Genomic DNA, 23770 nt, shown 5'->3' on the forward strand with positions numbered 1-23770 from the left:
TATTTTAATTAGCCCAACGATAAGAAACCACCGATTTAGCGGGAACTTCGTAGCTAAAGTGATTTTTTGTATCATTTATGGTTATTTTTCTATTCTCATTAGCATCATTTAGCAATACTAGAGCATACGAACCATCTATATTTTTAAATGCCGTATAGATCAGGCCTTCCGCCGTGTAACCGCTTGCTCCAATGCGCACCGCTCCAGATTTTACGACAGCTGAAAGATGCCCCACGATGTAATAATGGGAATTGCGTGTAATCTTTTTAAAGTTAGATTTACTGATATCTACTGCACCATAACAGGTTTGACAACCTCCGTCGCGATTCGGACCTTTATCGTTATCCAACATCAGATTCCAAACAATGACTGCTCGACTCCAATTATTAACAGTTCCTAAAGCGACCTCACGCATATCTTCCATCAGTCTCTTTTCAAGATTACGGCCTTCATTCCATTCACCAATAGATGTTTCAGTAAACACCAATTCTTTATCTGGGCGTTGATTATGGATATCCAATAACTCCGCTTTATCACCACCATAATTATGAAATGCTGCACCAGCAATAAAGGAAGCTGCTCCGGCATCATTATAAATTTTTACTGGATAATCGTTTTGATCTGCGATATTATCATAATTATAATTATGATCAAAGGCATAGATTTTTGTATCTAAAGAAGCAGCCTTCAACTGTGGACCTAAGGCTTGTTTAATAAAAGCCTGTTGCTCTTGCCAAGTCATATACATAGAAGCCGAATTTCCACGATTTAAAGGTTCATTTTGAACTGTAATCGAAGAAATATGGATTCCTTCTTTTTTCATGGCCTGCAGCCACTGCACAAAATACCATCCATAATCTTGGTAATATTTAGGATTTAACTGACCGCTTGTCCAAGAATCGAAAGGTTTTAAATCTGTTAGATTGTTCACTTTCATCCATTTTGGTGCAGTCCAAGGAGATCCCATAATTTTGATCGATGGGTTGATGGCAAGTATTTCTTTCAATACCGGCAGAACATATTGTTTCTCTTCTGACTGCAAAGCAAAGTTTTCCTTACCTTCTTTATCCCAACAGGTATACTCACTGAGAGAGAAATCCGAACATCCAATAGCAATGCGAATGTAGTTCATTCCCATACCTTTGTCATCGGAGAAAGTTTCTGTTAAAAATTTTGTCCGATCTTCTTGAGTCATCTTCATCAGATTGTAACAAGTAGATCCCGTTATTGCTGCACCAAAACCATCCATAGTCTGAAACTTTTGAGTAGGATCTAAGGTGATCGTATTGGGCGACATATTAAATTTTGTACTGAAATCTATAAACCCTTTACTAAAATCTTGCGAACGGGTATTTGTTGTTGTATATATGGTGATATCGCCATTATCTTTTATGGCATCTATAGCAGAAGGTGTATAGCTGTCTCGGTTACATGATGTTGCCGTCATTAAACAGGACAACAAGAGTGTATATATCATAGTATTATTATTTTTACGTTTCATAAAGTTTTAAATTAATTAGTATCCTAGATTTTGTACCAAATTTGGATTCTGATCGATCTTGGCTTGTGGTATAGGCAAGCGGTATGAATACTGATTAAAGGGATAGACTTGAGATTTACGTGCCGAATCTTTAGCATATACAGCATTCATCACAGACTCTACCTTATCCAATCGAACTAAGTCAAACCAACGCTGTCCCTCAAACGCCAATTCCAGTCGGCGTTCTTTCAGTAATGCTTCCAACATACGATCTTTGCCTGCTCGTGTAGCATTATCTAATTTTGGAAGTTTTACTCTTTCACGGACACGATCAATGATTTCAGCAGCAGCAGTCAAATTTGGACTTGCCTGCATAATCAATGCTTCGGCTTTTAGTAATAATAAATCAGCATATCTTAATTTAACCATACTGCTCATTGAAGATCGCAGTTTGAACATAAATGGATAATGCGAAGCTGGATAGTAATTACTCCATTTGGCTACATAATAGACGATGGATTGATTCATTCGAATTTGATCACCTTCATTTTCATAAGTTTGAATCAAATCCCGAGATGGGGTGACCCACTTAGCCCATGTAAAGCTATTTTCATAATTTGCCAGATCACGACCAAACATCCATGTCGCCCAATTACCTGCTCCAGGCATAAATTGTGCTTCTAATATGGATTCGCGTGTATTGCGCTGTGCCAGGTCAGTGTTGCCAGCATTCATCGCATATATATCAGCATAATTGGTATTCAAGTCAAAGCCATCAGCTGTTAGTGCATCTACATATTGGATTACTTTGGCATAATCACGAATCGGTTTTTCAGCATATACTTTTGCTAACATGGCTTTGGCTACAGATTTTGTAAACCGTGTTTTATCAGTTGCAGATCCATTAGGCGCATCCGCCAATGCTTCCACTAAATCCTTTTCAATCTGACGATATGCTTCTTCTTCGGTGCTTTGGAACGGAAAATATTGTGGATATACCTCTTCAATATTTTCAGCTGTAATATCTGCAGCTTGCGTCGTGATGACCGGAATAGATCCAAAAATACGTACCATATCAAACATCGCCAATGCACGGAAGATTTTAGCTTGTGCTTTGTATGATTTAATATCCGAATCACTTACGGATTTATCTGCTACACTATCGATATTAATAATTAATCGGTTAGCACGAGCGATATCTTCTAAATAACGACCCCAATCCCGATCGATAACGGAGTTAGATCCTTCAATGGAATTATTCTCAAAGGGTAAAACCTCAGCCCCTGTTGTTCCTGCATAGGCATTGTCGGCATGTGATTCGGAGATGAGTAATAAATCTACATACCAATGTTCTTGTCTGTCGCGCATCTGTTGGTAAATTCCCGTTAAGAAATTATCCACTTCACTCTTGTTCTTAAAAACAATCTGAGTTCCTGATTCGGTCTTTCCCTGAGTATCATCCGAATAACTATCTAATGGGTCTCTATTTAAAGAACAAGAAGAGGCCAGAAGAGTGATGATAAGCAAGTTGAAAAATAATTTTATAGCTATTGTTTTCATGATTATTCCATTAAAATTCTACGTTTACCCCAACTACAAATGATCTACTTTGCGGATAAGTTCCCCAATCGATACCCTGTACACGTCCAGAGTTTCCATACTGGTTGACTTCAGGGTCCATACCTGAATATTTGGTCCAGGTCAACAAATTGCTAGCAGATAAATAAGGTTGTATTTTTTGAATACCCATTCTTTTCAATCGTTCTGGAGCAATAGCATAACCCAATGAGATGTTTTTCAATCTCAAATAACTTCCATCTTCCACAAAATAAGTCGAGTTTTTCATATCAAATCCCGCTTTCGGTACATGGGTTATCTGTCCTGGCACACGCCAGCGGTCTAATACCACTGTAGATTGATTACGGCCATCATACATGCCTTCGGTTTCCATACGGCTTGCATTAAAGATATCATTGCCGTAAGTCCCTTGAATAAATATGCTGAGATCAAAGTTTTTCCAAGAGAAACTATTGGTCATACCGTAAGTAAATTTGGGATTTGGATCACCAATATACGTTCTATCTGAAGATGATATTTTTTGGTCTCCATTCAAATCACGATACATCAACTGACCGGTCTCTGGGTTTACACCATCGCTAATATAACCAAAGAAACCTCCTAGTGCACGTCCAGGTTCATTTCGAACAGCATAATCATGCACATTGTCATTGGTCATCGCGTCATTATAAAGCTGACTTAGTACCAGTTTATCGAGACGATTTTTATTGAATGATATATTAAAGTCAGTGTTCCATGTCAATTCACCTACTAAATTTTTTGATCCTAGCGCAATTTCAAGACCCTTATTCGTCATCTCTCCTTCATTACGCTTGATCACATTTGCTGCTGCCGATCCTGCTGGAAGCGTAACTTCCATCAACATATCCGTTGTCTTTTTATGGTAATAATCTAACGTCAAGGTTACTCTATTTTGAAAAGCGGTAAGATCAAAGCCTACATTTGTCTGAGTGGTGGTCTCCCAACCTAGATCACTAGATCTCAACGTGTTAGATTGCGTAATATTTGGAGTCGCATATTGATATTTAGTTTCAAACCATGGTAATCTTTCTATTTCATTGAATGCTAAATAAGAATAATCACCTAGACCCGATTGATTACCTGTTTGTCCCCAACCACCTCTTATCTTTAAGTCATCAATCCACTCCACATCTTTCAAGAAATCTTCCGATGAGAGTCTCCATGCTGCAGAAACCGAAGGAAAATATCTCCACCGATGATTTGGATTTAATTTGGAAGAGCCATCTGCACGCATGTTTGCTGTCAACAGGTATTTACCATCGTAATTGTACATCGCCCTTGCGAAATAGGACATGATCCCCCAGCTTGTAGCCCCCGAGCCTGTACCACTTTTTACCTCTAGGTTGTTTGCTGATGCAGAGCCTGCGGCAGTCCACAAAATTTTGTTTGCGGCATTTAATGTTTGTATCAAGCCGTTTGCATAGTGCGATCCATTGATATAGCTATTGGTGTACTTTGAATCTGTCCAGGACGAACCAGTCATGGCTTCGATATGGTGTTTTCCAAATCGTTTGTTATAGGTCAATACATTATCCCATGTCAATACCGTATTCATGTTACGGATATCTGATGCCTCACCATATTGATTTCTCCCCCATGTCGTGGTCAACGGATCTAAAAAAGTAGTCAATAAACCATTTCTACGGTCTAAAGTGAAGGAAGATTTAAAATTCAAATTGGGATCAAAGGTGATCAAGGCACTTCCCGATGCTAATATTCTATTTTCGCGATTGTTGTTATATTTTGTTCTGGCGAGATTTTCAATAGGGCTCGTGATATTATTGATTCCATAGAAATTATTATAGTAACGCTCCGGATCCGTTGGATCCCATATCGGTGCATAAGTCGGTGTTGTAATTACAGCAGTCACCACTCCTCCTCGATTAGAGCCTAAACCTGATGTAATACCATTATCATTGTAATCAGAATAGGTAATATTGGCATTAACTTTTAACCATTTACGGACTTGATTGTCAATATTAGCTTTAAAATTATAACGTTTAAAAAACGAACCTTTTAATGTTCCTTTGTCATCTGTAAAACCTCCAGAAAGATAATACCTTAATTTCTCCGTACCATCCGAAATCGTCAATTGATAATTTTGTTGAATACCCGTTTTATAGGTCTCTTTAAACCAATCGGTTTGATCTGTCAATCCAATAGGAAGGTTGACCATACCTATTTCGTTTTGAAGATCTCGATATTGCTGCGTATTCAACACATTTACGGTATTGTTCACGATGTTAGAGGTCAATTGCGCTCCAAATGTAATTTTTCCCTCCCCAACTTTACCTGTTTTAGTCGTGATCAAGACGACGCCATTGGCAGCTCTCGATCCATAAATAGCGGCAGAAGATGCATCTTTGAGAATCTGAATATCAGTCACATCATTGGGCGATAGAAATTTGATGTTATCCACAGGTACACCATCGACTACATACAACGGATCATTACTTCCATTAAAAGAAGTTGTACCACGTACACGGATATTGAACTCACCGCCAGGTGCACCATTCGGTTGCATCACGGCTACACCCGCTGCTTTCCCTTGGATCGCTTGCCCCACATTGACGATCGGTCTTTTTTCAAGATCTTTGGTTGATACCGATGAAATCGCAGTGGTGACATCTTTTCGTTTGACAGAGCCATAGCCAATCACTACGACGTCGTCCAACAGATTGGTCGATGCACTTAACTGTACGGTAAGATTGCTGGTATTCGCTAGTACCTCTTTGCTGTCATAACCGACATAGGTCACTAAAAGGGCTGTTCCTGCTGGAACCGAAATTTGAAAACGTCCATCTTCTTGAGAAGATACGCCATTTGTTGTTCCTTTTTGAACAATCGTCACTCCACCTAATGGTTTTTGATCTTGAGCGTCAATGACACGCCCACTGATCTGCATTCTATCCTGAGCAAAAGATGAACCCATCATCGCAAAGAAACAAATTAGCCACATAAAAAGAGTTGCTTTCTTAGTAAAGAAAATCATAAGTATTTATAAAATGGTTTCTAGAATTAGTTTGAGAACTACTCAAATAGCCATAGAGTTCCCCCGCTCTGTGGCTCAAACAAAGCTACTAGAACCCCAATCGGAATAAAAGGGTGCAATCTTAAAAAGTACTGGATTATTTTTTTAAATAATTACAAATGAGATTTTTACAAAAATACACATAAGTCAAAAAGTACTTAATTGATCGTTAAGAACGATCAATTACGCCTATCTGGCGGACAAAATCTTCAAAATCATCGCGATTTCCGATCGCTTTATTGCGCACTTTGGTTCGGTAGTTATACACCGTTCGCAACGAGTATCGTAAAAAACTGGCAATCTTTACACTGTCCGTAATACCTAGTCGGATCAATGCAAAAATACGAAGTTCGGTATTTAAAAACTCACCCTTCTTCGGTAGAATTTGCTCTTCTGGGACGAGGAGTTTATTGAAGTCTACTACAAATGAAGGATAAAGATTTAAGAAAATACGATCAAAATTAATATACAGCTGCTGTACTTCCCGCTCGACCATCTGTGTGGATTTCAATTGATCTTTGATCGCATCCCAGTGTTGCGCACTTGCTTTTTTAAGAAGCGCTTTACGGATGTCTTCCATTTTGTCAATATAATTGGAGCAGAGATCAAAAAATTGGGCTATATACTCCTCTTTTATATGATTCGATTCGGAAAGTTGACTATTTTTATGATTGATCTCATCGTTCAACTTTCGTAAATTGGTATTGGTCACTGATAGCTCCTCTCTTGTTTGCCGCAATCGCTGTACTTGCCTAAAGATAAATATCAAACCAATAATCAAAATCACCGATAAAAAACTAATGACAAAGAGCATCATTTGCAATTGCTTATTTTGAGTATTAATTTTTTTCTGATAAGCGGCATTGATAATCGGATAAAAAGAGGTCCCCTCAACGATACGATAACGAACATTACAACCCATGGCATCATCAATTGCTTTTTCAATAAATTTGAATGCATGATCAAAATCCCGTAATTCATAATAAGTCAAAGCCAAGTCTTGTAAAGAAGCATTATCTCGATTGGCAATTTCAATATCAGCAATCGCTGAGCGAGCAAAATAATAGCGTTGAGCTACAATATTCTTTTCTTGCTTATAGATCAATCCCATGAAATAGGCAATAAGAGCTCTTTGTTCCAAATTTTCTTCATGATCTATCCACATAGACTTAAATAATGCCTTGGCCTCATCTCTCTTTCCCTGAAATAGGGTTTTAATGGCAATTGTACTTTTATATGCAGATGATGTTGGATCAAGAACCATGAGGAGGGAATCCCGATAGCGTTCACTTGCCTGATAATATTGATCATGATTATTGCTTTGTCCATAATGGCTGTAAAAAGCACTGTAAATTTCATAATATTTAGGTAACAGAGCCTGAGGTAAAGTCTGAGACTGCAATTGCGCCAACACCTGAGCTGCCTCGATATATCTTCCTATTGAAGAATAAATCCACGCAAGATCCAGATTAATCACAACTGCTAAGGAATCTGATTTGTTCAAAGCCAATTTTCTGCAAAGCATAATATAATGAAGCGCCGAATCAGATTGAAATTTTTTATAACTTTTAAATATTTCGTAGTTTTTGTTCAGATATAAACCTTTATCATGTTGGATCATGACCGCTTCTTTTTTAAGTCTGGCGATTTGATCTTCCTTCTTTTTCACATAAAGTTCTTGATTTTCCATGACGTACTCCAATTTGCGATACACACTCGTACTATCACTCAAATCTTGGGCAATACCCGTAAAAACAAAAAAATAAAGTAAAAAAAGAACTGTTAAGCGTTTAGTCATTATTTAAATTCCCCCGTGGTTGCGGTTAAATATATCATATTTTACCTGTAATTCACAAAAATGGGGTAGACAAAAATTGTCTACCCCATTTTTACAGTGCCATCCATTTGATGCCATTGTGTGTATCAGTATACCAACTCCCAGTACAATTTTGATCTGGAGATGATGAACAATGATTACATTACTTTAATTCCATTTTACTAAAGGAATAAGGAGCATCTTCATCCTTTATTCCTCTTTTTTTATTGGGCTGATCAGACATATCAAATTGTATTTTCGCCCCCTTTATCAGTTCCTCATACCTAAAAAAGTTTTTGGTATACAATTTTCCATTGATCTTGACTTGATTGACATAGACATTTCCTTTGTCTTGATTGGTGGCATCAATTGTCAATACTTTCCCATTCTGCAATTTTAACTTAACGGATTGAAATTGTGGCGACCCCAGTACATATTCTCCCGATCCCGGTGCTACAGGATAAAAACCCAACGCTGAAAAAACGTACCATGCAGATGTCTGTCCATTATCCTCATCACCGCAGTAACCATCTGGAGTCGGCAGATAAAGCTTATCCATTATTTTTCGTACCCAATATTGTGCCTTCCAAGGTTCAGCAGCATAATTATACAGATAAGGCATATGCTGAATCGGTTGGTTGCCATGCGCATACTGTCCCATATTCATGATCTGCATTTCACGCATTTCATGAATCATGCTTCTACTTTTCATACCTTCATCACTTGGGATCACAAATACGGTATCTAACATCGCATTAAAGGCTTGTTTACTTCCCATCAGATCAATCAGTCCTTGAGGATCATGAAACACGCAAAAGCTCCAATGCCAAGCATTTCCCTCGGTATATTCTTTTGACCAAGCACTTGGATCAAAAGGTGCAATAAAAGTACCATCGGATTTTTTACCTCGCATCAATTTTGTCTCGGCATCATAAATATTTTTATAATTCAGGGCACGCTTTGCATAGATGGATATTTCAGATGCGGGTTTACCCAATGCTTTACCAAATTGATAGATACTCCAATCGTTGTAAGCATACTCCAATGTTCTAGCCACATTTTGATTGATATTTTTATCAGCGGGAATAAAACCCATTTGATTATAGACCTCATGACCAAACCTTCCAGTTGCCGAAATTTTAGGATGCGCATGATGCGCTCCGTGCACGACAGCATCCCATAATATATGAGCATCGTACCCTTTCCTCCCTGTCACAAAAGCATCCGCAACGATTGAAGCAGAATTATTACCGATCATCGATTCGCGATGTCCTGGTGAAGCCCACTCGGGTAGAAATCCACTTTCCTTATAGGCGTTTACCAAACCCGCTTGCATCCGGTCATTCATTTCGGGATACACTAAATTTAACAGAGGAAACAAGCTTCTGAATGTATCCCAAAACCCCGTGTCGGTAAACATCTCACCAGGAAGTACCTGACCATTATAAGGGCTATAGTGTACGCGGTTTCCTTGACGGTCTATCTCCGAAAAATCACGTGGAAATAAAGTCGAACGGTATAAACAGGAATAAAAAGTTTTTAAACGATCTATATCTGGATCTGTGACCTCAATACGTCCTAAGACCTCATTCCATTTAGCTTTTCCTGCGGTTGCAATTTCATCAAATGTTTTACCATTCACTTCTTTTAGATTGAGTTCTGCCTGTTCAAAACTGATAAACGATGATGCTACTCGAGCTAAAATTTGCTCGCCTCGTTTTAAATTTTTAAATCCGATGATGGCTCCGGCGTGATTATCCTCTAATTCCAGCACGTTACTCTTGATTGCACCACTTTTTACCGCAGCTTTAAAATCAAAAGCACGATCAAAAACGATTACAAAATAATTTTTAAAATTTTCTGGTACACCGCCACTATTTCGGGTATTATATCCAATAATTTTATTTTCCTCTGGAATAATTTTCACATAAGATCCTTTATCAAAGGCATCGACAACGATATTTGCTTCTGCTGTTTTAGGAAATGTAAACCGAAATATCGCTCCGCGCTGCGATGGGGTCAACTCTGTAGTTATATTCCAATCTGCCAGATAAACGCTATAGAAATAAGGTTTCACGATTTCTGCTTTATGCGAAAACCAGCTTGCACGTTTCTCTTGATCAAAGACCGGTTCACCTGTTGTCGGCATGATTGAAAATTGTCCATAATCATTATTCCATGGACTCGGCTGATGGGTTTGTTTAAACCCTTTAATTTTATCGGCAGTATAGGTATATACCCAACCATCCCCCATGTTACCGGTCTGAGGCGTCCAAAAATTCATTCCCCAGGGCACAGCAATAGCCGGGTAGGTGTTGCCATTGGATAATTCGTACTTGGACTGGGTACCGATCAATGGGTTGACATAATCAACTGGACTAAGAGATTGTGCTCCACTTACACAGATGGAGAACATGAAAAAAAGCGATCCTACAATTTTTTTTAAATTCATTATGTTGTTTTTCTTTTCGATCAAAATAGACAAAGGTCATGCTTTAATCTTTAAAAATAGTTTTTTATAAATTTACACATCTTCACGTTAACTCCTAAATAAGCTCTGGTTATTATGAATACCAAAGGATTTAAGATGGCTCGCAATAAATAAATCAAGGCCCTTTTGGGACCTTGATTCGATTACAAACAAACATTACCAACCTGCATTCTGTACTAATTTTTCATTTTTCAACACTTCGTTATTTGGAATTGGGAATAAATAATCCCTTTTTTTAAATATCCTGGTTTCAATAAGGGTCCGTTTAAAGAAGTCATTACCGTCTGCATTGAGATTCATTCCGTACACAGCAGTACTAGCCGTACTTTCAGCAATTTTCCAACGGCGAGCATCAAAATAACGCACATTTTCAAAAGCTAATTCTACCTGACGTTCCTTTCGAATAGCTTCACGCATCGCTACCTGCCCCACAGGAAGCGCAACATCTCCTTCTCCGTATCCAGGTACACCCGCACGTTTGCGAATCAGATTGACATATTTTATGATATCTGCATGTCCAGGTGAAGATTCATTAAGCGCCTCTGCATAGTTCAGATATATATTTGCTAATCTTAACAATAGCGCTCCTCTGCTATTACCATTAGATCCCACATTCTTTCTCACCGTATAACCTGTCGGTGTTACATCGGATGTACTTTGCGATCGTCCTGAATTACCACTATAGTTGAACAAAGAAATAACCGGAGCACTACTATTTGCTTGGTTTAACCAATAGCTTCCACTGTAAGTGATCCCGACATAAAAACGTGGTTCGCGATTGACATACATCCTGTATGTGGTACGCTCTGCGGGATCATACGGTGCCTTATAATTGGCAAATCCCTCTTCCGAATACGTTGATTTAGGATCAGAAATAGGCAATCCATTTTTCATAAAATAAGCATCGACGATGAATTGAGTTGCTCCGAGCGCACCACCACCTTGAGCTGCCGACGGAAAACCAACATGTTTTGGTGTACGATCATACTGCGTATTGTTTCCACTGTTCGATCGGGCAAATATCCATTCCCGATTCCAATCTGTCGTCATCACATTACGGCAGGATAAATATGCTGCGACAAAAGGATCTGCATTGGTTTCCTGATAAAGATCATAATAGTTTGGTACAAATTCATCTATAAATTCTTTAGAGGCTGTTGCTGCTACTTGCCACTTTTGTCGATCCTCAGTTGCACTGTATAATGCTGTTCCATCTGCATTTTTAATAGCTGCAAAATCAGCGTTACCATTATATAATGGACTTGCTTTCAATAACAGCGCCTCAGATTTGTATGCTTTCACGACACCTTTTGTGATCCTACCATATTCATTGTTACTCGGTACAAAAGGTAATTCTTGGTAAGCTTCATCCAGCTCGGTTACAATATAATCGATACAGGCATCAAAGGGACTCCTTGCTAGTTTAAGATCTTCTAAGGGTGCGTTGATATCCAATATTTGCTCTCCAATAAGTGGCACAGCCCCATAGGTCTTCACTAGATAATAGTAATACAGTGCCCGAAGTGCGCGCGCTTCAGCTTTGTAAGTCGATTTCATGACTGAAGTCACCTCAACAGGATTTGCATTATCGATATTTTGAATAAAATAAGATGCATTGCGAATACCCTCATAGTAACTGTTCCAAAATCCTGCGACAACACCATCGGTATTGCTCCACACACTCGAAGTCATATTGTTGGCATAATTGAAATCCCAGGTATATTTGGCTTCATCAGAAGCCGCAGTCCACGGACCCGCATTGCCCGAATTCGTAAATCGCTGTACCAACTCATTGGGAATGACACTATAGATATTGGCGAGAAACTTATCCGTATTCGTTTTGGATTTAAAAATATCCTCTACCGTAATAACATCATCAGGTACCTGATCCAAATAATTTTTACAACTATTGAAAGATGCCAAAGCTAAAGCTGCAATTAACACCCAGCTATATTTATATATTTTCATTTTTGTAAGATTAAAAGTTAAAATGTGGCCTGTACGCCCATTGATATGGTCCGCACATTTGGATAGCGAGTTCCATTTCCTGTATTCAATTCAGGATCCCAGAGTTTAAATTTACTCCAATAAAGTAGATTTACGCCTTGTATATAGATGCGTGCATTTTTCATGTTTATCTTCTGCAAAAAGTCCTTTTTAAAATTATAGCCGATATCCATTGTTTTTAAACGTAGAAAATCCACATCTTTCACCCACCAAGTAGAAGCAGCAGAATTGTTCTTGTTTGCAGCATTACCATAAGCCAAACGTGGATAAAAGGGGTTTTCTAAAGGATTTTCTTCGATCCAGCGATCTTCAGCAATGGTATAGAGATTACTTCTCTCCGCTCCAGTGCTATTATTGAAAGGTATAATACCATCTCCACCAATAAGGCGCTCAGCCCCCGAAGTACCTTGAAAAAATGCGCCAAAATAAAACTGTTTATAGGAAACATTGACACCAAAACCAAAGACAGCATTAGGCACATCACCATGTCCTATCCAGCTGACATCATTGGCATCTACCAGTCCGTCACCATTTAGATCTTTGTACCGAATATCACCGACACGCTGTGCTCCCAAAGCACTTTGATCAGCATGATTTTGGATCTCTTCTAGCGATTGAAACAAACCATCGGCCTGATATCCATAGATCCCCAACACATTGTTGCCCCTTCTTTCCATATAAGGAAATGGCTGTTTAGGTTGGTCATTCTCAATGATCTTATCTTTGTTATAAGTAAAAGTAGCACGCATGTCTACATGGACATTTCCAACCGGAAAAGGAGCCAACTCAAGAGTTCCGTCTATCCCCTTGTTTTCAATAATACCTAAATTTGCCCAAGGATTATTGGTCAATCCGACATAGTCAGGAAGTGAAGCTCTCTGTAAAAATACACCTGTTCTTTTTTCTTTAAAAAAATCAACTGTCAATGATAATTTACTTTTCAATGTTTTGATTTCAAGACCTAGATTTTGTTTATGAGAGACTCAGCCCATTGCACATTAGTACCATAATCTGAAATCGCAGTTCCACCATAGCCCGTATTATTGGTACCGTTACCAAAAGTATATCCGCCGGCACCGGTATTCACTAAAGTCAGGTAACCGAAGCGACGGGTTCCGCCATTACTACCATCTCCAACTTTACCGTCAGAATAGCGCAATTTCAAAAAGTTAATCCCATTTTTTACCGGTTCAAAAAATTTCTCATTGGAAACTACCCAACCGACACCAAATGAAGGGAAAAATCCAAACTTCATCCCTGGAGCAAAATTTTCCGAGCCATTGTAACCAAAATTACCTTCAATAAAATACTTATCGTCATAGGAGTAGGTCACACGACCTGCCGTACCCATATTACGAAAAGGTAGCGACGATGTCACATTATCTGCAAAGGCTTCCACGATCTCCCGTTGGTTATATAATAACATCGCCGATAGCTGATGTTTCTCTGCAATCACGGTATTATAATTCAATGCCGCTTCGGTATAAAATTGTCTATTGGAATTATTCGATTTTGAAAATGCGAGATCATCTGCCCCTTGGGAAATAATATTCAAGATTGGATTTCCCTGATCATCGTATGGGAATAAGCGATTGATCAAATAAGTACTCCGATTTCGGGTTCGATTGATGGTATGCTCATTCCAGATATCAAAGGAATATAATGCTGAAAAATTCAATCCTTTTAACCAAAATGAAAGATCTTGTGTCAATCGAGCATTTGTCATGATTTGATTACTGAATATATTTTGGTAACCCGTTTGTGTTATTTGTCCATACGGATTAGGTTGTGCTCCAGCTGAACTCACTCCAGGAACAAAATTTCCCGGATACATAGCAGGATACAACACTGGATTTGTTTGCATCACATTGCCAAAAGCTTCTTCCGGCCTCACTCCTGGATAATTGATGTTACCGATATTACCTTGCGTCCCCAATTCGAATTTGGTTGTTGATGTCCAGTTCATGGAGATATTCGAAGTGAAATTATACCGCTTATATCGTGTGGTAGCATCATATTTTTGCAGATCATCTGTCCTGAGCAAACTTGACTCATCATAATACGCTCCAGACACATAATAACTTGCAAATTCAGATCCTCCTCGAGCACTAAAATTTGCGCGACGGTTGCTTGCCGAATTTTTAAAGAGCTGATCCATCCAATTGACATTGGGATATAGGTAAGGATCATTGCCAAGAATAGTATTGTTGATATAATTATTGGAATATTCTTTTTGCATACCTGTCGCTATTCGAGCTTCATTGCGCAAGAGCATATACGTCACTCCATCCGTCAGTTCGGGTCTTTTTGTAAATGATGTAAAGCCTTGATTGTAATTAAACATTAAAGCAGGTTTGCCTGTTATACCTTTTTTGGTACTGATTAAGATCACACCATTGGCACCCGCCACACCATAAACCGCTGTCGCTGATGCATCTTTCAGGATCGTCAACGAGGAGATATCCTCTGGATCTAGGCCATTGATATCACGCCCCTGCACTCCATCGACGACGACCAAGGGTCCTGTATTTCCCGACATACTTGAAATACCACGGATCCAGAGATCGGCACCGTCTGCACCCGGGAGTCCAGAACGCTGTACTCCAACAAGTCCGGAGATACGTCCTGCCAGCATGGTACTCAGATTGGCTACCGGCAATTTCAGATCTTCAACATTCACACTGGATTGGGCACCCACAACAGAAATTTTCTTTTGTTGCCCATAGCCTACAACAACGACTTCATTAATACCGTTATTGATAGCTTTCAAAATAATATTTAAATTGATGGCATTATTGATTGCAACACGATAAGATTCATATCCCACATTAGTAACGGTCAAGGAGTCTCCTCGGCTAGCAAGGATCTCGAATTGCCCATTTTCTTTTGTTGCAGCAGAAGTTTTAGTCATTAAATTGGTAACTGTTACTCCTGAAAGATTGACATTCATCTCATCACGCACGACTCCTTTTACGAGTACTTGTCCTGCCTGTTGCGCAACAGCTTCATTGCCCCAAAAACTACTGCAAAAAGCGACAAGAACGATTATTGTTCCGATTATTTTTTTCATCATCTGGTAGGTTAATTATTGATTAGTACTTTTTTGAGGATCGGAGATCAGCCGCCACTCGGCCAGTTGAAATAAGCCTGTTCCACCTGCAATTGCCTTAATATTCAGTTTATAAAACTTATATTTTGCTGTATTGGAGATGTCAAAACGAACTTTAAAATTACGATCAGGAAAAGCATATCCTGTTTTGCTCTCCAGTGTGGTCCAATTTTCACCGTCATTGGAAGCAACGAGATCCCAATCTTTCGGATCTCGTCCTGAAGCATCATTTGCAGAAGCTAATACATAAGAGGTGACAGCAATCCCACCAGGGAAAGTTAATTGTAGAAATAGATCATTGACATAGGGATTAATTAAAAATTTGGTTGAATAGTCATTATCGACAACTTTTGGAGAACCCTCACCTGCAGTAATACCACCACTATTTTCATGGTTCACGGTCAATTTACCATAAATGGTAATATCCATTTCTGGTTCGTTTTCAGCAGGTAATAATTCATAGTTCTTGACCTCAGTTTTCTGGCAAGCACTAAAAGACAACAGTATGCTAACAAGAAGCAACAATCGCCTAGATTTGGTTAGTTTGTTCATAATAGGCTTAATTAGATTTACTAAAACGGATTAGTAGTCTAATATAGAAAAGCCTATTTCAAAAACTTGTTAATCAATTGTTAACAAAGATTTTTTTTATCCATGCTTGAGCAGTCGGGTGATAAAGCCAACCTTGTATACCGTTTCAATTTTCAATTGAGTTGAATTTTGTAAGACTTTACGTATCCTAGAAATAAAGACATCCAAACTTCTGCCCATAAAATAATCACTTTCGCCCCATATTTTATTTAAGATTTCTTCCCTGGTCAATACACGATCCAGATTTTGCAATAAATATTTCCAAAGCTCAAATTCACGGGCTGTCAAACGAAGCGTTTTTCCACCATTCACCCGTACTTCCATCGCACTACAGAATAAAGTAACATCAGCAATTTGTAATTCCTCCATTTTCTTTTCTTTTCCACGTGCTAAAATATTATTCATACGCCACAAAAGCTCCTCGGTATCAAATGGCTTAGTTATATAATCTTCTGCCCCCAGTTTCAACCCCGTGATGCAGCTCTCTTTCGCATTTCTTGCAGTCAAAAATAAAAACCGAAATTCTGGCTTCAATATTTTGATACGCTTAATTAATTCAAAGCCGTCAAAAGATGGCAACTGCACATCAACAAGTAGTAAATCAAAATTTTGTCTTTTACTTAGCGCTAATGCTTGATCACCGTCATCGACCAAGTGCACTTCAAAACCGCTTCGTTCCAGATACCATTGCACTTCGCAACCTAGATCTGCGTCGTCCTCTATCAGCAATATTTTCCCTTCCATACTATTTTAATAATTGGAATTGTAATTCTAAAAATAGTTCCTACATCTATTGTACTATCCAGATCGAGTTTCCATTTATGGACCTCAACAATTTTATGAACAAAATATAATCCTAAGCCCAGTCCTGTCATAGACCGCAGCTGATCACCCCTTTGAAACTTATTAAATATACGCTTTTGGTCACGTTTTTCGATTCCATAACCATTGTCACGAATTTCAATTTCCAACAGCTTCGTAGATAGCTGTACAACTTGCACACGCACATTTTTTTCATTACTTACATTATACTTTAATCCATTTTCGATCAAATTTGTGATTAATGTCGTGAACATAAAGTGGTCATAATAAGCACACAATTCGGCTATGTGATCATCAAAAAACAAGGTAATTGTGGCTTCTTTTTTCCACTTGATCTGACTATCGAGGATAATATCATATAAATCTGTGATCAAAAAATGTTCATCAAATTGTGCTGCCTGCGGGTCGAAAGACGAAACCTCCAAGGCCTGATTGACCAATTTGTCCAGGCGCTGCACTTGTCGGTTGATGACCTCAACACTTCTAAAGCCTCCTGTCCATTTTTTGTCTTCTAGATCTGCTTTCAGATTTTTGGCGGATACCTGTATTGTGGTGAGCGGGGTTTTAAATTCATGCGTCACATGGTTGAAAAAGTCAGCAGAAATTTCGTTCAATTTCTTTTGCCTGATCCAATTGCGCATGGTGATGAAAAATAAAAAAACAATGACAATAATACTGCTACAGGATAACAGTAAAAATGGTGCAATGGCCAATAGGATATTTTTGACCTGATTATGCTTACTCACATAAAGTTTAAAACCTACTAAATTAGAATACGCAGAAGGTAGTGTAACGGTAATTGCGGAGACAATATTTTGGGGTCTTACAACCTCCAGATGACCATCTATTAACCCCTTAGGATCTCCTGTACTGATATCAAATAAGGAATAATAGGTGCTCCCATCAAATGTGAGACTAAGCCGGTCCATATATAGCGCATAATTATATTCTGCGCGATCAAGTTTTTGTTTCCGAACTATATTTTCAAATTCAACAGTAAAGTTTGCCTTTTTTTTGAGTGCTAGTAAGACTTGATCTCCTAATTGATACAATTTTTGTTTAAAAAGCTTTTGATCTTCTCGCACTAGCTTTTCCAATGTGGTGTATTGCGGAATCAAGATGGAATCGATGATCTTCTGCCCACCACGATAGACCTTATCATTGATGATCGATTGTTCATATTCTAACTTAATTCCCGCTTTTTCATTTTTTAAAAAATCAAGTTGTTCGATTTTATAAACACTCGATATCAATCGGAGCTGCAGAAAAATTAAGACCACAAAACTGGTAATTGCTACCGCTTGTATGATCTTAATTTTACTTATCTTCTTAGGTGTATATTTGACCATTGACATTTTTCAAACCTGATATTTAGTCTATGTCCTGCCTATGATATTGATCGACTGTGCTTGATGTATAAAGTAATCTACTACTTACTTGGTTTACTTGCCATCTCAAATTGCAGTTCGCCACCATTTTTGATCGCCTCATAAGATAGTTTCAATCCCGATAAAGTTTGCCCATTTAGACTTACTTTTTTCACATACACATTCTTTTCCGATTGATTTTTCACTTGTATTGTGATCGTCTTACCATGCTCTAAGTTAATCTTCGCCGATTTGACCAATGGACTGCCTATCCAATAAGCATCTTCACCCGGTGCTACAGGATAAAATCCCAAAGCTGTAAATAGGTACCAAGCCGACATCTGTCCACAGTCATCATTGCCACCCAGTCCTGCATGACCATTATGATATTGATTGCGGATGATCTGGCGTACACGTGCCTGTGTTTTCCCAGGACTGTCCGTTAAATTATACAAATAAGCCACATGGTGTGACGGTTCATTACCATGAACATAATTACCGATGATCCCATCACGCGTTATATCTTCAGTATGTTCAAAATATTTATCCGGCAATTCCATGGTAAATAAAGAATCCAGATAATTTTCCAGTTTTTTCTTTCCCCCCATCATCTCCATCATTGCTGCAGGCTGATGCGGTACGTATAAACTATAGTTCCAGGTATTTCCTTCTATAAAACCTTGCCCATGAGTTTCCAGCGCATCAAATTTTGCTCTAAATACTCCTTTAGAATCTTTAGGTCTCATAAACCCGATTGTCGGATCATAGACATTTTTCCAGTTAGCAGCTCGTTTAATAAAGGTCTCATAAACATCATCTTTTCCTAACTTTTTGGCAAGCTGTGCAATACACCAATCATCATAAGCATACTCCAGGGTATTGGAAACTGAAGTTCCTGATAACTCATCAGGGACATAGCCCATATCGATATAGGGTCCGATTCCTTCATATTTTCGAGCGTTTGCTGTCTGTATACAAGCTGCTAGAGCTGCCTCTGCATCGCCTTTATAGACACCTTTCAAAATTGCATCTACCACGACCGATACCGAGTGATAACCACTCATGCACCAATTATCATTGGCATAATGCGACCAGATCGGCAACATATGCAACACACTTTGATCATAGTGCGCCATCATCGAAGCGACCATATCGGCATTTCGTGTTGGGTTGATCAAATTCATCAAGGGATGAAATGCACGAAAAGTATCCCACAGCGAAAAGGAAGTATAATTGATAAATCCCTTTGCTTGGTGCACCTCTTGATCCAAACCTTTATATTCCCCATTGACATCCATATATACCGTCGGCATCAGACTGGCATGATACATCGCTGTATAGAAATTCACCAAATCTTCCTTATTGAGCATATCCACTTGAACTTTGTTCAACTCCTGTTCCCAAGACTGCTGTCCGGCCTGAACATAATTTTCAAAATTCCAGTGTGGCGCCTCTTGTTCCATATTGGCGAGCGCATTTTTCATACTCACTGGACTCAACGCCACTTTCATCAAGACTTCTTCTCCCTCCTTCGTATCAAAATCTAAGTGCATCTTAATTTGATGAGCCGCTAGATCTGGAAAATTATTCTTTTGATCAAATTTACGCCAAAAACCAGCATATACCTGTTTGCCATCTTCATATTTAGTACCATAATTTTTAAATGCTTTGGAGGTTTTAATCGCAAAATAAACGGTTCTCGTACGAGCCCAACCATTCGTCTGGCGATATCCCACCAATGTTGAGTCATTCAAAACCCGCACTACAGTCCATACATTTTTCCCTTCGTAGTTATAGATACCGGCTGTCAGATCCAAGATTAAATGGGAGGCATCCGATTTTGGGAATGTATATCGATGTATTCCGACACGGGTCGTGGTCGTCATCTCTGCTTTGATCTGATGTTTATCCAATAGCACTTTGTAATAGTTTGCCTCAGCAACTTCATTGCTATGCGAATAGGGTGAGCGATAACCATCTTGTGGTCGGTCTGCCGTGCCTGGATTGAGCTGAACTTTCCCCTGGGTAGGCATCACTAAGATATCTGCCAAATCCGAATGTCCAGTACCACTAAAATGAGTATGGCTAAATCCTACAATTGTAGGATCATCATATTGATATCCCGCACAATACTTATAAACATCACCGTTATATTGACCGTTTACTGAATAAGGAATAGTATCGGTATCGGGACTCAACTGTACAGAGCCAAAAGGTACGGTTGCACCTGGAAATGTATGTCCCATTCGGGCAGTACCAATTAACGGTTTTACATATTGTATTAAATGAGATGACTGCGCTTGCAATAGGCTCGGAAACAAGAACAGACCTAAGTATAGAAGTGGTTTATTGATCATGGATTTAAGTTTTATAAAGCGGGATTTTTGCTGTAGCTATCCCACAACTCATCAATTGTTTTTCCGGTTTGTTTTTTCCAAAATCCCTCTGTGTATGTCTTATCACGCATGGCAGCATCAAGATTTTTAACAAATCCTTTTTTGACCTTTTTTTCAATCCAGTAGAAAAAACGGGCGGTCACGCGGTAGGAATCCGAATAGTTTTGTTTTGCATTCCATTCCGGCAATTTCCAGTTTGCTCCAGCATTATCGATACCATCCACAAATCGGACATAATCGGCTATACCTTCTGTAATCCACCAAGGACCTGATCCATTCGGATATCCCTGCACAATATGCATCACTTCATGTGTCACGACATCGATATCTCCCGGATTTTTGGCAAACCATGATGGACTATAACGTACGATGCCACCTGCTGTTGCAGCGACACCTTCATAATCAGGATCAATGACAAAAGAGACTTTTTTCATCGTCTTTTTATTATAGGTCTTCGCCAATTTGGGATAATTAACAAAAAATGTATGGATCAGTTTTTCCTTTAATGCAGGGCTAAAATCTTGGTCTTTATTGATCCAGATTAAGGTATACCCTCCTTTTGTAATGCTATCCGTATCAACTGCCACCTGGCGATCATGCTCGGTATGCTGCCAATTATCTTGAGCAAGGGCTGATTGACAAGCAATCAACCCCATGACACCACTCACTATCTTAATAAAATTCATCTTTTATTATTTTTTAAAGATTGCTTTAAATTCTGTACTCATCGAATAAGGAGCAGCGTCTAATGTAGCTCCGCGATTGTAGTTTGGCTTAGAAGTCATATCAAATGATAATGTACCCCCTTTTAATAATTCTTGATGACTCAACCAATTTTTGGTATATGATTTCCCATTTACTTTTAGATCATTGACATAAAAATTCTGAGCACTAGCTTTATTCCCGATGATTTCTACTGTTTTTCCATTTTCCAATTTTAACGTTGTTTTTGCAAAAAGAGGAGCTCCCAATACATACTCATCGGTAGCAGGACAAACCGGATAAAATCCAAGCGAAGAGAAAACGTACCAAGCCGAAGTTTGACCATTATCTTCATCTCCACAATAACCATCAGGAGTAGCTTGATACATACGGTCTAAAACCTGACGAACCCAATATTGTGTTTTCCAAGGCTGCGCACTGTAATTATACAAGTAGATCATATGCTGGATAGGTTGATTACCATGTGCATACTGTCCCATATTCGCGATCTGCATTTCACGGATTTCATGGATCGTACCACCGTAATAACTATCATCAAAAGCTGGTGGCTGTGTAAATACACTATCTAACATCGTATTAAATTGTTTATTGCCCCCCATCAATTCAATCAGTCCTTCTATATCGTGGAAAACACTCCACGAGTAATGCCAGCTATTGCCTTCGGTAAACGCATCACCCCACTTCAGTGGATTGAATGGGCTCTGAAATTTTCCATCTTTATTCTTTCCGCGCATCAAGTTGGTCGAAGGATCAAATAGATGACGGTAATTTTGTGCTCTTTTAGCGTATAATTCAATATCTGCTTTCGGCTTTTTTAATGCTTTAGCTAATTGATAAATTGTAAAATCATCATAAGCATATTCAAGTGTACGTGCTGCGTTTTCATTGATTCCCACGTCATAAGGCACATAACCCAATTTGTTATAGTATTCAACTCCTTTACGGCCCACTGCAGTCATTGGTCCTTCATGATTAGCACCATGCTTCAACGCTTCATAGAGTGTATTGATATCGTATCCTCTTAATCCTTTTATAAAGGCATCAGCCACTACAGAAGCAGAGTTATTACCAACCATGATATCTGCAAAACCTGGACTGCTCCATTCTGGTAAAAAGCCGCCCTCTAGATAAGCATTTTTAAGTCCTTCTTGCATCTCCACATTGATAGATGGGTACATCAGATTTAAGAATGGATATAGCGCTCTGAAGGTATCCCAAAATCCAGTGCCACCGAATAGGTAACCCGGAAGTACTTTTCCATTATATGGACTGTAATGGACTTTCTCTCCCGATTCATTGATTTCATATAACTTATTCGGAAAGAATAAAGTACGATACAAAGTCGAGTAGAATGTACGCATTTGGTCAATATTATCTCCTTCAACAGCCAGACGTCCCAATTTTTCATTCCAGATGGCTCTTCCATCAGCTTTTACCTGATCAAAACTACGGTTCCCCAATTCATTTAGATTAAGTAATGCTTGTTCGGCACTAATAAATGAAGAGGCAACCCGCACCTGAACAGGTTTAGTCTTATCCTTCACTTTAAAACCCAGTATAGCTCCCGTTTGATCTGCCGTAGATTTTAATTTGCCTTTGAAACGTTCCTTACCTTCCCAAGTTGAATAATTATCAAAAGGTTGATCAAATATTAAAACAAAATAATTTTTAAAATTGGTCAATTTACCACGCGAATAACGTGTAGAATAACCGATCACCATATTTTTTTCAGGAATAATCTGTACTTCAGATCCTTTATCAAAGGCATCAAGTACAACGAATGCAGAATCCGTTTTATTAAATGTGAATTTAAAATAAGCCGCACGTTCTGTTGGTGTAAGTTCTGCCGTAACATCATGATCGGCTAAGTATACCGAATAATAATAAGGCGTTGCTCTCCGCCTTATGTGAAAACCAGCTTGCTCGCTCCTCCTGATCAAAAGCCGCTTTACCCGTCACAGGCATTAAAGAGAATTGTCCATAATCGTTCATCCAGGGAGAAGGTTGATGCGTTTGTTTCAATCCTCTTATTTTATCAGCAGCATAGGTGTACTGCCAACCATCTCCATTTTTCCCTGTTTGTGGTGTCCACATATTCATGCCCCATGGCAGTCCAATTGCCGGGTATGTGTTTCCATTTGAAAGCGAAGGTTTTGAATCTGTTCCCATTAAAGGATTAACCAAATCAACAGGATCGATAGGTTTACCATTTAATTTTTGGGCAGATACAGTACTTGTACAAAATAAGGATAGGCTTAAACTCCATGCTATCCCCCATTTTAGGGTTTTAAAAATCATATGTGGTAAATTAAATTGACATAAATTGGGTATTTCCAAC

General features: G+C 38.7%; 13 protein-coding genes and 1 pseudogene. All 14 read right to left on the reverse strand.

Annotation, left to right across the window (positions count from 1 at the left end):
- Positions 1 to 4: 4 nt before the first annotated feature.
- Positions 5 to 1477 (reverse strand): glycoside hydrolase family 30 protein, encoded by a 1473-nt coding sequence (locus tag AC06G9_RS20145; protein WP_480957023.1) that lies wholly within the window; start codon positions 1475 to 1477, stop codon positions 5 to 7.
- A 39-nt stretch (positions 1478 to 1516) separates the two neighbouring features.
- A complete protein-coding gene (locus AC06G9_RS20150; RefSeq protein ID WP_480957024.1) occupies positions 1517 to 3040 on the reverse strand; it encodes a RagB/SusD family nutrient uptake outer membrane protein in 1524 nt (507 codons plus the stop codon).
- Between the two features lie 10 nt (positions 3041 to 3050).
- Complete coding sequence (locus AC06G9_RS20155) at positions 3051 to 6038, reverse strand: SusC/RagA family TonB-linked outer membrane protein (RefSeq protein WP_480957025.1); 2988 nt, start codon at positions 6036 to 6038, stop codon at positions 3051 to 3053.
- Positions 6039 to 6279: 241 nt separating this feature from the next.
- Positions 6280 to 7908 (reverse strand): DUF6377 domain-containing protein, encoded by a 1629-nt coding sequence (locus AC06G9_RS20160; RefSeq protein WP_480957026.1) that lies wholly within the window; start codon positions 7906 to 7908, stop codon positions 6280 to 6282.
- 181 nt (positions 7909 to 8089) lie between these two features.
- Positions 8090 to 10378: a GH92 family glycosyl hydrolase gene (locus AC06G9_RS20165; RefSeq protein WP_480957027.1), complete on the reverse strand. Its 2289-nt coding sequence runs from the start codon at positions 10376 to 10378 to the stop codon at positions 8090 to 8092.
- A gap of 195 nt (positions 10379 to 10573) precedes the next feature.
- Entirely contained in the window at positions 10574 to 12385 is a 1812-nt protein-coding gene (locus tag AC06G9_RS20170; RefSeq protein WP_480957028.1) for a RagB/SusD family nutrient uptake outer membrane protein, read from the reverse strand.
- Positions 12386 to 12402: 17 nt separating this feature from the next.
- Positions 12403 to 13368 (reverse strand): hypothetical protein, encoded by a 966-nt coding sequence (locus tag AC06G9_RS20175; protein ID WP_480957029.1) that lies wholly within the window; start codon positions 13366 to 13368, stop codon positions 12403 to 12405.
- Positions 13369 to 13385: 17 nt separating this feature from the next.
- Complete coding sequence (locus AC06G9_RS20180; protein WP_480957030.1) at positions 13386 to 15497, reverse strand: SusC/RagA family TonB-linked outer membrane protein; 2112 nt, start codon at positions 15495 to 15497, stop codon at positions 13386 to 13388.
- Between the two features lie 12 nt (positions 15498 to 15509).
- A complete protein-coding gene (locus AC06G9_RS20185) occupies positions 15510 to 16085 on the reverse strand; it encodes a discoidin domain-containing protein (protein WP_346568434.1) in 576 nt (191 codons plus the stop codon).
- Positions 16086 to 16181: 96 nt separating this feature from the next.
- Complete coding sequence (locus AC06G9_RS20190; RefSeq protein WP_346568436.1) at positions 16182 to 16868, reverse strand: response regulator transcription factor; 687 nt, start codon at positions 16866 to 16868, stop codon at positions 16182 to 16184.
- Positions 16847 to 18295, reverse strand: a complete 1449-nt coding sequence (locus tag AC06G9_RS20195) for a sensor histidine kinase (protein ID WP_480957031.1) — start codon at positions 18293 to 18295, stop codon at positions 16847 to 16849. Before AC06G9_RS20195 ends, AC06G9_RS20190 begins: the two co-directional genes overlap by 22 nt.
- An 80-nt stretch (positions 18296 to 18375) precedes the next feature.
- Entirely contained in the window at positions 18376 to 20670 is a 2295-nt protein-coding gene (locus tag AC06G9_RS20200) for a GH92 family glycosyl hydrolase (RefSeq protein ID WP_480957032.1), read from the reverse strand.
- An 11-nt stretch (positions 20671 to 20681) separates the two neighbouring features.
- Entirely contained in the window at positions 20682 to 21395 is a 714-nt protein-coding gene (locus AC06G9_RS20205) for a basic secretory protein-like protein (RefSeq protein WP_480957033.1), read from the reverse strand.
- A 6-nt stretch (positions 21396 to 21401) separates the two neighbouring features.
- Positions 21402 to 23730: pseudogene (locus AC06G9_RS20210) on the reverse strand (GH92 family glycosyl hydrolase).
- Positions 23731 to 23770: the final 40 nt, after the last annotated feature.

This window comes from Sphingobacterium sp. MAE, assembly GCF_056711605.1.